Below are 13,161 nucleotides of genomic sequence, written 5' to 3' on the forward strand. Positions count from 1 at the left end.
CACAGCGTCCTTAAAGAGTCGCCACGCGCCGCTGCACGAAACGGTCAACGTAATCGTCGGCGGGCGAGTAGAGGATTTCCTTCGGCGTGCCAACCTGAATCAGCCGACCGTCCTTGAGAATCGCAATGCGGTTACCGATGCGCACGGCTTCGTCGAGGTCGTGGGTGATGAACACGATGGTTTTCTTCAGGCTCGATTGCAGCTCCAGCAACTGGTCCTGCATCTCCGCGCGAATCAGCGGATCGAGTGCGCTGAACGCTTCGTCCATCAGGATGATGTCGGTGTCAGCCGCCAGCGCCCGTGCCAGGCCAACACGCTGGCGCATGCCGCCGGAGAGCTGATGCGGGTACTTTTTCTCGTAGCCCTTCAGCCCCACCGTGGTGATCCAGTGCTGCGCGCGCTCGGCGCATTGCGTTTTGCTCTCGCCGCGAATGGTCAGCCCGTAGGCGACGTTGTCGATCACGGTCTTGTGCGGCAGCAGACCGAAGCTCTGGAACACCATGCTGATCTTGTGCCGACGGAAGTTGCGCAGCGCTTCCATGTCGTAGGTCAGGATGTTCTCGCCATCGACCAGAATCTCGCCGCTGGTGGGGTCGATCAGACGATTGAAATGGCGCACCAGGGTCGATTTGCCGGAGCCGGACAGGCCCATGATCACGAAGATCTCGCCGCTAGAGATGGACAGCGACAGGTCGTTCACGCCGACCACGCAGCCGGTCTGCGCCAGCACCTGATCCTTGGTCTGGTTGTTCTGAACCATCGCCAGCGCATCCTTGGCGCGGTTGCCGAAGATCTTGTACACGTTCTTGACGACGATTTTGCCGTCCGTGCTATCTGGACTGCCCGCGCCAAGCGGATTGCCCGAGCTCGCTGGATTAATAGTCTCGACGCTCATTTGTTCGCCTCATGCCGTGGGCGGCCGTAGGCCTGCGTGATGCGGTCGATCACGACCGCCAGAATGACGATGGCCAGGCCCGCTTCCAGGCCGCGTCCGACGTTGAGGGTCTGGATGCCGACCAGCACGTCTTCGCCCAGGCCGCGCGCACCGATCATCGAGGCGATCACCACCATCGACAGCGCCATCATCGTGGTCTGGTTGATCCCGGCCATGATGCTCGGCAGGGCCAGCGGCAGTTGCACGCCGAACAGTTGTTGCCAGCGGTTGGCGCCGAATGCGTTGATCGCTTCCATGACCTCGCCATCCACCTGACGAATGCCCAGGTCGGTCAGACGAATCAGCGGCGGCGCGGCGTAGATGACCGTGGCGAAGATCGCCGGGACCTTGCCCAGGCCAAACAGCATCAGCACCGGAATCAGGTACACGAAGCTGGGCATGGTCTGCATGATGTCCAGCAAGGGCATCAACACCGAACGCAGGCGATTGCTGCGCGCCGACAGAATGCCGAGGGGGATGCCGATGATCACCGAGATCAGCGTGGCGACCAGCATCAGCGCCAGGGTCTGCATCAGCTTGTCCCACAGGCCTACGGCACCGACCAGGAACAGCAGGCCGACGATGACCACAGTGGTCGTGATTTTGCGTGTCGCGTGCCAGGCGATCAGACCGACGATGGCCAGCAGCAGCCACCACGGCGCAACGCGCAGCAGGCCTTCGAGTTTGACGATGGCCCACAGCAGCGTGTCGGAGATGTGCCGGAACACGTCGCCGTAGTTGGTGACCAGCTTGTCGACCCAGTCATTGACCCAGTCGGCGATGGAGAACGTGAAGCTTTCGGGGAACATAGGTTTTCTCGATCAAGTAGGTGGTACTGATTCCTGTAGGAGTGACCGGGGTGGCGCTCCACCTTGCTCGCGATAGCAATTTGTCAGCCACCAACGATGGTGGGTGTGCCGACGTCATCGCGAGCAAGCTCACTCCTACAGGTTCGGTGTACCGCCGTAGCGCGGCACCCGGATCAAGGTTTACAGCGAAGCATCCACCTTCTTCGCCGCATCCTCGCTCACCCACTGATGCCACACTTCCGGGTGTTCCTTGAGGAAGATCTTCGCCAGCTTCGGCGACTCGATGCGCTCCTTGGTCATGCGCGCCAGGTTCTGGTTGAGCAGGTCGATCGGGATATTGACCTTTTCCATCACTGCCACCAGTTCAGGCGCCTGCTCGTGGAACGCCTTGGACAGGCCGACCTTGATCTCGATGGTCTTGTTCACGCCGGCTTTTTCTTCCAGACGCACCATGTCCACCTGGCCCATCAGCGGCGTTGGCGACCAGTAGTAAGCCAGGATCGGCTCGCCACGCTTGTAGCTGGACAGAATCGCCGCATCCAGCGCCGGTCCGGTGCCTGGGCGGAAGTTGGTGTATTTGCTTTCCAGGCCATAGCTTTTCAGCATCTCGCTGTTTTCCAGCTCGCAGGTCCAGCCAGCCGGGCAGTTATAGAAGCGGCCTTTCTCCGGTTCTTCGGCGTCCTTGAACAGTGCTGAGTATTTGCCCAGATCGGCGATGGACTTCAGGTCCGGTGCCTTGGCTTCCAGCTTGCGCTTGGCGTCGCCTTCAATCACGTAACGCGGCACGTACCAGCCTTCCACCGCGCCCTTCACCGGCGAGCCGACACCCACCACTTTGCCGGCGGCTTCAGCCTTGTTCCACACTTCGCTGCGGCCTACCCACTCTTCAGCAAACACTTGAATGTCATTGGTGCCCAGGGCGTTTTCCATGGTGATGGAGTTGCCCGGCAGGCTGTCCGTTTCGCAGCCATAGCCCTTGTTCAGCACAACTTGCAGCACATCGGTCAGCAGCATTGCGCTTTCCCAGTTCAGACCGGCGAATTTCACCGGTTTGCCGGACTCGCACCATCCCGCAGCCTGACTGGCGCCACTGGCGAGCACGCCCGCGGTGAGCAACGTGGATAGCAGGGCCTTTTTCGTGTTCATTGAGTGACGCTCCGGTCTTGTAGTGGATGACGGCAGTAACGAAAACAGACGGCTTCCAGCCAAGGGGAGAGGCACTTGTCGGCCTCTTCCCGCTTCTCTCTCCAGCATGCCCCCTGCAACAGACGTGCATGACGAACGGTCAGTTCACCTCGACGTGCGCAGGAGCAACGCTGCCGCTTGCAGGAGACGCGTTTTGCTCCGTTGGCAGGATCAAACGATCGGCCACGTTGCCCGGCCACGTCTTCGCCGCCACGTAGTACAGCACAGCAGGCACGATGAGACCGATGATCCATGAGATGTCAGTGTCATCGAGGCTCGCCACCAGTGGGCCGGTGTAGAAATGCGTGGAGATGAACGGCATTTGAATCAGCACGCCCAACACGTATATCCCGATGCCCATCCCGTTCCAGCGGCCATAGCGACCGTCCGGGTCCGACAGCGCCGGGATGTCGTAGCGCTCTTTGGTGATGCAGTAGAAATCCACCAGATTGATCGCGCTCCACGGCGTGAAAAACGCCAGCAGGAACAGGATGAACGCCGAGAAGTCCTTGAGGAACGAGTCCTTGCCCAGCAGCGCCAGGGCCGTGGCGATGCCGACCATGGCGAAGATGTACGTCAGTCGCAGCGCGCTGGAGATGTGCCGGTTGCCGCGAAAGCCGCTGACGATGGTGGCAATGGACATGAAGCTGCCGTAGGCGTTGAGCGTGGTGATGGTCACCTTGCCGAATGCGATGCTGAAATACAGCGCTGCCGCCACCGCGCCGGTCCCGCCGAGGCCGACAATGAACGAGACCTCGTGATGGGCAAAGTTCTTGCCGGCCAGTGCCGCGGCGAACACGCCGAAGACCATGGACGCCTGCGCGCCGATCACCGAACCCAGGCCCACCGCCCAGAACGTTTTGCCGGCGGACGTGCTGCGCGGCAGGTAGCGGGAGTAGTCCGCGACATAAGGGCCAAAGGCAATCTGCCAGGATGCCGACAACGAGATCGCCAGCAGGAAGCTGCTCAGCGAGAAATGCTTGTTGCCCAGCAGGGCGCCGACGTCGTTGCCTGCCAGCAGCGCAGCGAACAGGTAAACGAAGGCGATCACGCCGATGAGGCTGGCGACGCGGCCGATCATGTGGATGACCCGGTAGCCGAGAATGGTCAGTACCACGATGGCCGCTGCGAAGATCACCACGCCCTGCCAGTCCGGCACGTTGATCAGTTGCGCCACCGCTTGCCCTGCGAGCAACGAGCCGCTGGCGGAAAAGCCGATGTACATCAGGCACACCAGCACCAGCGGAATCACCGCGCCATAAACGCCGAACTGCACCCGGCTGGAAATCATCTGCGGCAGACCGAGCTTCGGGCCCTGCGCCGCATGCAGCGCCATGACGCCACCGCCGATTAGCTGACCGATGAACAACCCGATCAGCGACCAGAACACATCGCCGCCCAGCACCACGGCTAGCGCCCCGGTGACGATCGCGGTGATCTGCAGGTTGGCGCCCAGCCAGAGCGTGAACTGACTGAACAGACGCCCGTGTCGTTCGGCATCAGGGATGTAATCGATCGAACGCCGCTCGATCACGGAAGCAGGTGCAGCACGATCATCTGGAATAGCCATCTCAAACATCCCCTAAATCGATTGTTGGCACGCGTACTTGTGCTGCCGCGGATTTGTGGGAGCGAGCTTGCTCGCGAAGGGGCCGGTACGGACGACGCATCACCGGCGTCTGGGCCTCAGCATTCGCGAGCAAGGTGGCGCGCCACCCCGGTCGCTCCCACGGGTGCTGTGTGCACCAATGGCATTGATCAGTTATTGATCATCGGCAGGTTCAACCCCTGCTCTTTGGCGCAGTCGATCGCGATCTGATACCCGGCATCGGCATGACGCATCACGCCAGTGGCCGGGTCGTTGTGCAGGACGCGGGCGATGCGGTCGGCGGCTTCATCGGTGCCGTCGCAGACGATGACCATGCCCGAGTGCTGCGAGAAGCCCATGCCGACGCCGCCGCCGTGGTGCAACGAGACCCAGGTCGCGCCGCTCGCGGTATTGAGCAGGGCGTTGAGCAGTGGCCAGTCGGAGACGGCGTCGGAGCCGTCCTGCATCGATTCGGTCTCGCGGTTCGGGCTGGCGACGGAGCCGGAATCCAGGTGATCACGACCGATCACCACCGGCGCCGACAGCTCGCCGCTGCGGACCATTTCGTTGAAGGCCAGGCCCAGCTTGGCGCGCTGGCCCAGGCCGACCCAGCAGATGCGTGCCGGCAGACCCTGGAAGCTGATGCGCTCACGGGCCATGTCCAGCCAGTTGTGCAGGTGTGCGTCGTCCGGGATCAGCTCTTTGACTTTGGCGTCGGTCTTGTAGATGTCTTCAGGATTGCCCGACAGCGCGGCCCAGCGGAATGGACCGACGCCGCGGCAGAACAACGGCCGAATGTACGCGGGGACGAAACCGGGGAAGTCGAAGGCATGGGTCACGCCGACTTCCTTGGCCATCTGACGGATGTTGTTGCCGTAATCGAACGTCGGCACGCCCATTTTCTGAAACGCCAGCATGGCTTCGACGTGCTCGGCCATGGACTGCTTGGCGGCCTTGACTACTGCGGCAGGCTCGCTGGCGGCGCGCTCGCGGTACTGCTCCCAGGTCCAGCCTTTGGGCAGGTAGCCGTTGAGCGGGTCGTGAGCGCTGGTCTGGTCGGTGACCATGTCCGGGCGTACGCCACGGCGGACCATTTCCGGAAGGATCTCGGCGGCGTTGCCGCACAAGGCGATTGAGATCGCTTTGCCTTCGGCAGTGTATTTGGCGATGCGGGCGAGGGCGTCGTCGAGGTCCGTGGCTTGCTCATCGACATAGCGGGTTTTCAGGCGGAAATCGATGCGGCTTTGCTGGCATTCGATGTTCAGCGAGCAGGCGCCCGCCATGCCTGCAGCCAGAGGCTGCGCGCCGCCCATGCCGCCCAGTCCTGCGGTCAGCACCCAGCGGCCTTTAAGATTGCCGTCGTAATGCTGGCGACCGGCTTCGACGAAGGTTTCGTAGGTGCCTTGAACGATGCCCTGGCTGCCGATGTAGATCCAGCTGCCGGCGGTCATCTGGCCGTACATCGCCAGGCCTTTTGCATCCAGTTCGTTGAAGTGCTCCCAACTGGCCCAGTGCGGCACCAGGTTGGAGTTGGCGATCAGCACGCGGGGCGCGTTGCTGTGAGTCTTGAACACGCCGACCGGCTTGCCGGATTGCACCAGCAGGGTTTCGTCGTCGTTCAGGTTCGTGAGGCTCTCGACGATCTTGTCGTAGCACTCCCAGTTACGCGCTGCACGACCGATACCGCCGTAGACCACCAGTTCGTTCGGGTTCTCGGCGACTTCCGGATCGAGGTTGTTCATCAACATCCGCAATGGCGCCTCGGTCATCCAGCTCTTGGCGGTCAGTTGCGTGCCACGGGCTGCGCGGATTTCGACATCGCGGCGTTTGGTCCATTGCTGAGCAGGGGGGGTGTGGTCAGTAGTCACTTAACAATCCTCGATGATCAATCCGGCCTGGACGCGGGGTCCGTGACGAACGTGGAATAAGGTTCTGCGTGAGTGCTGCCGTTGTGATCCGGACCGGGCTCGATGGCCTCGTGCTGACTCATGCTTACTTGTACATACAAGCATATGCAACCAAGGGGCCAATGTTGGTTTTGCGGGCGCAGAAAAGCCGTTGGGCCGTGCTGGCCCGGTCGTTCCGAAGGTGAGTGAGTCGGGATATCGAAAAGCGCAGAAGCGGCCACAGGAAGGAAATTGTTACTTTTCGGTGCGCGCGCCCCAGTGCGGTGCGTGGCTAGGGGTAACAGAACCTTGTGCGCTGACACACGACCTGTGGGAGCGAGCTTGCTCGCGAAGAGGCCATTTCAGCCGCGGAGATGCAGCGGATGTACTGCCATCTTCGTGAGCAAGCTCACTCCCACATGATCGGTAGCGCTGGATATATCAGGGTAGTCTCAGTGCTAATCAGCGCTGAGCCAGCTTGCTGCGCAACAGCCACACCCCGGCAAGCGCCGACGCGATCGAGCCCAGCAACACGCCTACTTTCACTTCATCGATCAGATGCGCGGCGCCCGGGAATGCCAGGTTGCCGATGAACAGGCTCATGGTGAACCCGATCCCGCAGAGCAGGGCCACGCCATACAGCTGCGTCCAGTTGCTGCCTTCCGGCAGTGTCGCCAGACCGGACCGGATGGCCAGCACCGCCGCAAGAAACACGCCGATCTGCTTGCCGACAAACAACCCCAGTGCCACGCCCAGCGGCACCGGGTCTACCAGGTTGCCCAACGTGATGCCCGACAAGGACACGCCTGCGTTGGCGAAGCCGAAAATGGGCACCACCGCGAACGCCACCCAGTAGTGCATTTTCTCTTCAAGAAACAGCAGCGGCGAGCGGGCTTCTTCCTTGCGCGTGCCCAACGGAATGCACAGCGCCAGGGCTACACCGGCCAGCGTTGCATGCACGCCTGATTGCAGCACGAAGAACCACAACAACAGACCGAGCAGCAGGTACGGCAGCAATCGCTGCACGCCCATTCGGTTCATGATCACCAGCACGGCCAGCGTCGCGAACGAGGCGCCGAGCATCGGCATGTTCAGGCCGGTGCTGTAAAACAGCGCAATGATGGTAACGGCGCCCAGGTCGTCGAGAATCGCCAGCGCGGCAAGAAAAACCTTCAACGACGTCGGCACCCGCTTGCCCAGCAACGACAGCACGCCGAGGGCGAAAGCGATGTCGGTGGCCGCCGGGATCGCCCAACCGCTCAGGGTTTCGGCGTTGCCCATATTGACGCCGATGTAGATCAGCGCCGGCACCAGCATGCCGCCCGCTGCTGCAAAACCGGGCAGCGCACGCTGACCCCAACTGGCGAGACCGCCGGCCAATACTTCGCGTTTGATTTCCAGACCGACCATCAGAAAGAAGATCGCCATCAGCCCGTCGTTGATCCACAGCTCGATCGACAACCCGCCCCAGACACTTTGCAGTGCGGCGAAATACGTGGGGGCGAGGGGGGAGTTGGCAACGATGATTGCTGCAAGGGCGGCGCCCATCAGCACAAGGCCGCCTGCTGATTCCGACGCAAGGAAACTGGCAAGAATGGCGAGGGCTCGTGGGCTTTCTCTGTTGTTGAGCGTCGTCATGGTCGTCCCTGTGTGCTGGCGAAAAAAAACGCAATCTACCACAGTGACGGCGGGACTCAGACGCGTGACAGCTCGATCACGCAGACGCGGCTGGCGCGTGGAGCGTAGAGCACCGCTTCCACTAGCGCGCCGGGGGCATTGTCCAATTGTAAGCAGTCATGTTGTTCGAGCAATTGCGGCGGATGCTCGCCGATGTTGGCGGCCATCTGCTCAGCGGTGCTGAACACCAGAAAAACGTCAGCCGAACTGAAAAACCGCTGCGGCTGCATCACGTCGATCCACTGCAGGCGCGCGCGGTAGCGGGCAGGCGAGTAGATCAGGTTGAAATCGCGTATCGGGCCGTCGAGCAGCGTGCATGACACCGCGCTGTCGCCGCTGAACGCGAACGGATCGGAGGGCAGCAGTGGCTCGCTATCTCTGCCATCGATATTCAGCGTCATGCCTGCGCCTTGCAGCACCGTGATGATGCGTTGATAACCGGCGAACACCGAAAAGCCACCTGACTCGGCGATGTCGGCGATGGACAACCGCCAGCCGAAACCTTCCAGTCCTTTTCCGGCATCGCGGGTAATTTCTTCAGTGCTGCCGCCACCGTTTTTCCAGGGCATGCGCCGGTAGTCAGCGGCGCGCAGAACAGTCGGTTGAGTCATTTGCTGAAGCGTCCTTCCAGGCGGTGGCGTGAGCCGGGGTGGATCAGGCGGGCAGCGGTCACTGGTTGGCGGCCGGACCAAGTGCGGCGACGCACCAGCAGGCACGGCTCGCCCTTCTCGATCTGCAGCAATTTACACTCGTCGGGCTCGGCGAGAATCGCCTCGACCACGTGCTCGCCCTCGGTCAGCGGCGCGACTTGGGACAGATAAGCGTAGGGCGTTTGTTGTGTGAAGTCCTGCTGCAGGTAATCCGGCGCGACGAGGGCGTTGACGAAGCGGTCTTCGATTTGCACGGGAATATCGTTTTCGAAATGCACAATCAGCGAGTGAAACACCCGCTGGCCTTCACGCATGTCCAGCGCCAGCGCGCGTTCGGAGCCGGCAGCTTCTTCGGTCAGAATAATCACCTTGCAGGTGTGGGCATGTCCGCGGGCGGCAATCTCATCGGCGATGTTATGCACTTCGAACAGCGCGGATTGAGTCTTGGGCTCGGCGACGAAAGTGCCGACGCCCTGCATGCGCACCAACAGCCCTTCGGCGGTCATCTCGCGCAGGGCGCGGTTAATGGTCATACGGCTGAAGCCCAGCCGCGTCACCAGTTCGCTCTCGGACGGCACGCGGTGATGCGGCGGCCAGGTGCCGTTCTGAATCTGCTGGGTGATCATGTGCTTCACCCTAGCGTAGAGCGGCGCCGGACTGTCACCCATCTGGGAAGCCAGCGGCAAATGGGCAGGTGGAGTCGGCACAGAGAAATCCTTGTTATGGCGTTATTCAGGCGAGAGAGGTTACAGCGTTCACGCTAACCATTAACACGTGGGCCGACAAGCGCCTCGCAGTTTACCGGCCGTATAAACGTCTGTATATGTATAGACAATTTCAAGCAAGGGGTGCCGATTCATGTCCGTTTTCTTTGCCGAACGCGCGTTACTGCCCACCGGCTGGGCCACTGACGTACGTTTCGAGGTCAGCGCCGACGGCTTGCTGAGCCAGGTTCAGGCCAACGCCGAGCGCGGTGACGCCGAGTGGCTCGACGGGCCGGTCGTGCCGGGCATGCCCAATCTGCATTCCCACGCTTTTCAACGCGCCATGGCCGGCCTGGCGGAAGTGGCCGGCAATCCCAATGACAGTTTCTGGACCTGGCGCGACCTGATGTATCGCCTCGTCGGGCAGATCAGTCCGCAGCAGCTTGGCGTCATCGCGCGGCAGCTGTACATCGAAATGCTCAAGGGCGGCTTCACCTCGGTCGCCGAATTTCACTACGTCCATCAGGACACCACCGGCAAGCCTTACGCCGACCCTGCCGAACTCGCGCTGCAGGTCAGTCAGGCGGCAAGTTCGGTTGGCATCGGCATGACCCTGCTGCCGGTGCTTTACAGCCACTCCGGCTTTGGCGGTCTGACCCCGAACGAAGGGCAGCGCCGGTTTATCAACAGCACCGACAGTTACCTGGATTTGCAGTCCCGTCTGAAGCCGATCATCGGTAAGCAGCCGGCTCAGGCCCTGGGCCTTTGCTTTCACTCGTTGCGCGCCGTGACCCCACAGCAGATCAGCGACGTGACAGCCGCCAGCGACCCCCAATGCCCGATCCACATTCATATCGCCGAGCAGCAGAAGGAAGTCGATGACTGCCTGAGCTGGAGCGGTCGCAGGCCGTTGCAGTGGCTGTATGAAAACGTCGAGGTCGATGGGCGCTGGTGCCTGGTGCATGCGACCCATGCCGAGCCGGACGAAGTGGCGTTGATGGCGAAAAGTCGTGCGATCGCAGGACTGTGCCTGACCACCGAAGCAAACCTGGGCGACGGGATTTTTCCGGCGGTGGATTACATCGCCCAGGGCGGGCGTTGGGGCATTGGTTCCGACAGCCATGTGTCGCTGAGCGTAGTCGAAGAGTTGCGCTGGCTGGAATACGGCCAGCGTCTGCGCGACCAGCGCCGTAATCGTCTGTACCGGCCTGATCAACCGATGGTCGGACGCACGCTGTACGACGCAGCCCTGGTGGGCGGTACCCAAGCGATGGGGCAACCGGTGGGTGCGCTGGAAGTAGGCAAACGGGCGGACTGGCTGGTGCTCGATGGCAACGACCCGTATCTGGCGACGGCATCCGATGATGCCATTCTCAATCGCTGGCTGTTCGCCGGGAGTGATCGCCAGATCAAGGACGTAATGGTCAATGGCCGCTGGGTGATCCGCGACGGCCACCACAACGACGAAGCGCAGACCAGCCGCGCGTTCGCTCAGGTGTTGCGAGAATTGCTGGGCTGATGCGCTGCAGTGAATGGATAGTAGTTTCGCGAGCAAGGTGAAGCATCACCTTGCTCGCGAAGGGTCAGTCCGCCTTGCCCACCTTCGAATCCGCCACCCGCCAGATCAGCTTGGTGGTGTCGTAACCCTGTTGCTGCGCTCTCATCAGCATGTCGTTACGCACTAAGTCCGGCACTTGAGGCGTGCGCGACAGCAGCCACAGGAACTTGCGGTTGGGGCTGCCCACCAGCGCTACTTTGTAGTCGGGGCTCACGTACAGCACCCAGTAGTCGCCTTTCGCCACACCCGGGAAGAGGTTCGAGAACCAGTTATCGAACACGACCCACAACTTGTCGGTCTTGCCCTTGATTTGCGGCGAAGCTGTCCCGGTTGCTTCCTCCCACTTGCCCTCAATGGTGCGGCAGCGGTTGGTGACGGCAATATTCCCGTCATCCTTCAGCGTGTAGTGCGCTTCGGACTGCGCGCAGTTGCGCTGAAAGAACATCGGCAGCCGCGCCACCTCGTACCACGTGCCCTGGTAGCGCTTGAGGTCGACATGATCGACCGTCTTCGGCGCCATGGATTCAGTTTCAGGCTTCGTCGCACAGGCGCTGATCCACAATGCTGCCAGCGCCACAGCGCCGATTTTCAATGCCTGACGAATGCTCATTTAAGGCCCTGCCCGGAAAACAGCACAACCTTGTCGGCGGCGTACTGGACGCTGATGAACGTCTTCGCATCGCCCCACGTGCAGCTGGACATGCCCAAGGCGCCGGAGCATTCGGTCGGGCTGCCGAGCAGCTGCTCGACCTGCGCCTTCGACATGCCAGCGGAGATTTTCGAGTAGTTTTCCTGGGTGACCTTGCTGCAGGCCGCCAGCAAGACACAGAACGACAACACCGCGAGAGTGCGCAAAGACATGAGATGAAGCTCCTGGATCCAAGGGGGGGCAGTGTCACAGCGCTGACATTGAAAAGAAAATGGCCGCTAAAAGCGGCCATTCAGGACCTCATTCCTTGTGATACGCCGTTGCGCGTTCCACTTCTTCTTTCGAACCCAGGAAGACAGCGACACGCTGGTGCAGGCCTTCGGGCTGGATGTCGAGGATGCGCTGATGGCCGTCGGTCGACGCGCCGCCAGCTTGCTCAACCAGGAACGACATCGGGTTGGCTTCGTACATCAGGCGCAGCTTGCCCGGCTTGGAAGGCTCGCGGGAATCGCGCGGGTACATGAACAGGCCGCCACGGGTCAGGATACGGTGTACATCAGCGACCATCGCCGCGACCCAGCGCATGTTGTAGTTCTTCTTCAACGGACCGTCTTCGCCCGCCAGCAGCTCTTCGACGTAGCGCTTGACCGGGGCTTCCCAGTGACGCTGATTGGACATGTTGACCGCGAATTCCTGAGTGGACTCCGGGATCTTGATGTCTTCGTGGCTGAGGACAAAGCTGCCCATCTCGCGGTCCAGCGTGAAGCCTTTGACGCCGTCACCCAGGGTCAGCACCAGCATGGTCTGCGGGCCGTAGATGGCGTAACCGGCGGCGACTTGCTGGGTGCCTGGCTGCAGAAATGCCTTCTCGTTCAGCGCTTCGTTCTGGCTCAGGTACTCGTTCGGGCAACGCAGCACCGAGAAGATCGTGCCGACCGGCGCGTTGATGTCGATGTTGGACGAACCGTCCAGTGGGTCGAACACCAGCAGGTAGGCGCCTTTCGGGTATTTGCCGGGAATCTGGTAGGCGTTGTCCATTTCTTCGGAGGCCATGCCGGCCAGGTGACCGCCCCATTCGTTGGCTTCGAGCAGAATCTCGTTGGACATCACGTCCAGTTTCTTCTGCACTTCACCCTGCACGTTTTCAGTGCCCATGCTGCCGAGCACGCCGCCCAGGGCGCCTTTGGATACCGCGTGGCTGATCTCCTTGCACGCACGCGCCACCACTTCAATCAGAAAGCGCAGATCGGCAGGGGTGTTGTTGGTGCGGGTCTGCTCGATCAGATAACGACTCAAGGTAACGCGGGACATGGAGAGCTCCGAAATGGGGGATAAAAACGCGCACAGTCTAGCGTGAGCGGAGATTTAATACTGCCTGTCAGACCGGTTAGGTAGTGATTCAGTTCACGGGCTACATCCAAGTGGGACCGGCTTTAGCCGGGAAGAGGCCAGTGTGAACACCACAAATCTTGCAGCGTGACGACTGACGCCTTCCCGGCTGAAGCCGGTCCCACAAGGGAT

General features: G+C 61.4%; 12 protein-coding genes. 1 reads left to right on the forward strand and 11 read right to left on the reverse strand.

Features of this window, described 5'->3' with window-relative positions:
* Positions 1-10: 10 nt before the first annotated feature.
* The 8 genes from AC0Z8Z_RS14920 to hutC all read right to left on the reverse strand — a co-directional run bounded on the left by AC0Z8Z_RS14920 (position 11) and on the right by hutC (position 9,397).
* Positions 11-895 (reverse strand): quaternary amine ABC transporter ATP-binding protein, encoded by an 885-nt coding sequence (locus AC0Z8Z_RS14920; protein WP_485619623.1) that lies wholly within the window; start codon positions 893-895, stop codon positions 11-13.
* Entirely contained in the window at positions 892-1,743 is an 852-nt protein-coding gene (locus AC0Z8Z_RS14925; protein WP_074890829.1) for an ABC transporter permease, read from the reverse strand. Before AC0Z8Z_RS14925 ends, AC0Z8Z_RS14920 begins: the two co-directional genes overlap by 4 nt.
* A 180-nt stretch (positions 1,744-1,923) precedes the next feature.
* Positions 1,924-2,889 (reverse strand): ABC transporter substrate-binding protein, encoded by a 966-nt coding sequence (locus AC0Z8Z_RS14930; RefSeq protein WP_122533969.1) that lies wholly within the window; start codon positions 2,887-2,889, stop codon positions 1,924-1,926.
* 139 nt (positions 2,890-3,028) lie between these two features.
* Positions 3,029-4,498: a purine-cytosine permease family protein gene (locus tag AC0Z8Z_RS14935; protein ID WP_485619624.1), complete on the reverse strand. Its 1,470-nt coding sequence runs from the start codon at positions 4,496-4,498 to the stop codon at positions 3,029-3,031.
* 188 nt (positions 4,499-4,686) lie between these two features.
* The gene (hutU, locus tag AC0Z8Z_RS14940) at positions 4,687-6,384 is read right to left on the reverse strand and encodes a urocanate hydratase (protein ID WP_485619625.1); all 1,698 of its coding nucleotides are present in this window, start codon (positions 6,382-6,384) and stop codon (positions 4,687-4,689) included.
* A 480-nt stretch (positions 6,385-6,864) separates the two neighbouring features.
* The gene (gene nhaA / locus AC0Z8Z_RS14945) at positions 6,865-8,040 is read right to left on the reverse strand and encodes a Na+/H+ antiporter NhaA (protein WP_485619626.1); all 1,176 of its coding nucleotides are present in this window, start codon (positions 8,038-8,040) and stop codon (positions 6,865-6,867) included.
* 56 nt (positions 8,041-8,096) lie between these two features.
* A complete protein-coding gene (locus tag AC0Z8Z_RS14950) occupies positions 8,097-8,690 on the reverse strand; it encodes a HutD/Ves family protein (protein WP_485619627.1) in 594 nt (197 codons plus the stop codon).
* On the reverse strand, positions 8,687-9,397 hold the full coding sequence (gene hutC, locus AC0Z8Z_RS14955) for a histidine utilization repressor (RefSeq protein ID WP_485619735.1): 711 nt from the start codon (positions 9,395-9,397) through the stop codon (positions 8,687-8,689). The genes AC0Z8Z_RS14950 and hutC overlap by 4 nt, the downstream gene beginning before the upstream one ends.
* Before the next feature lie 190 nt (positions 9,398-9,587).
* Between hutC and AC0Z8Z_RS14960 the strand changes: the two genes are divergently transcribed.
* Complete coding sequence (locus AC0Z8Z_RS14960; RefSeq protein ID WP_485619628.1) at positions 9,588-10,952, forward strand: formimidoylglutamate deiminase; 1,365 nt, start codon at positions 9,588-9,590, stop codon at positions 10,950-10,952.
* A gap of 64 nt (positions 10,953-11,016) precedes the next feature.
* Here the strand turns inward: AC0Z8Z_RS14960 and AC0Z8Z_RS14965 are convergent, their stop codons facing one another.
* From AC0Z8Z_RS14965 to AC0Z8Z_RS14975, 3 genes are all read right to left on the reverse strand, one after another.
* A complete protein-coding gene (locus AC0Z8Z_RS14965; RefSeq protein ID WP_485619736.1) occupies positions 11,017-11,511 on the reverse strand; it encodes a lipocalin family protein in 495 nt (164 codons plus the stop codon).
* A gap of 86 nt (positions 11,512-11,597) precedes the next feature.
* A complete protein-coding gene (gene bamE / locus AC0Z8Z_RS14970) occupies positions 11,598-11,852 on the reverse strand; it encodes an outer membrane protein assembly factor BamE domain-containing protein (RefSeq protein WP_122533960.1) in 255 nt (84 codons plus the stop codon).
* 88 nt (positions 11,853-11,940) lie between these two features.
* On the reverse strand, positions 11,941-12,951 hold the full coding sequence (locus AC0Z8Z_RS14975) for a class 1 fructose-bisphosphatase (protein WP_192171239.1): 1,011 nt from the start codon (positions 12,949-12,951) through the stop codon (positions 11,941-11,943).
* Between the last annotated feature and the right edge of the window lie 210 nt (positions 12,952-13,161).

It is taken from the genome of Pseudomonas sp. 1L-C-7-B-C1 (assembly GCF_057291635.1).

Excerpts from the sequence above, each read along its gene's own strand:
- AC0Z8Z_RS14920 (WP_485619623.1), bottom strand. The coding sequence starts at position 895 with ATGAGCGTCGAGACTATTAATCCAGCGAGCTCGGGCAATCCGCTTGGC.
- AC0Z8Z_RS14925 (WP_074890829.1), bottom strand. The coding sequence starts at position 1,743 with ATGTTCCCCGAAAGCTTCACGTTCTCCATCGCCGACTGGGTCAATGAC.
- AC0Z8Z_RS14930 (WP_122533969.1), bottom strand. The coding sequence starts at position 2,889 with ATGAACACGAAAAAGGCCCTGCTATCCACGTTGCTCACCGCGGGCGTG.
- AC0Z8Z_RS14935 (WP_485619624.1), bottom strand. The coding sequence starts at position 4,498 with ATGGCTATTCCAGATGATCGTGCTGCACCTGCTTCCGTGATCGAGCGG.
- nhaA (WP_485619626.1), bottom strand. The coding sequence starts at position 8,040 with ATGACGACGCTCAACAACAGAGAAAGCCCACGAGCCCTCGCCATTCTT.
- AC0Z8Z_RS14950 (WP_485619627.1), bottom strand. The coding sequence starts at position 8,690 with ATGACTCAACCGACTGTTCTGCGCGCCGCTGACTACCGGCGCATGCCC.
- hutC (WP_485619735.1), bottom strand. The coding sequence starts at position 9,397 with ATGGGTGACAGTCCGGCGCCGCTCTACGCTAGGGTGAAGCACATGATC.
- AC0Z8Z_RS14960 (WP_485619628.1), top strand. The coding sequence starts at position 9,588 with ATGTCCGTTTTCTTTGCCGAACGCGCGTTACTGCCCACCGGCTGGGCC.
- AC0Z8Z_RS14965 (WP_485619736.1), bottom strand. The coding sequence starts at position 11,511 with ATGGCGCCGAAGACGGTCGATCATGTCGACCTCAAGCGCTACCAGGGC.
- bamE (WP_122533960.1), bottom strand. The coding sequence starts at position 11,852 with ATGTCTTTGCGCACTCTCGCGGTGTTGTCGTTCTGTGTCTTGCTGGCG.
- AC0Z8Z_RS14975 (WP_192171239.1), bottom strand. The coding sequence starts at position 12,951 with ATGTCCCGCGTTACCTTGAGTCGTTATCTGATCGAGCAGACCCGCACC.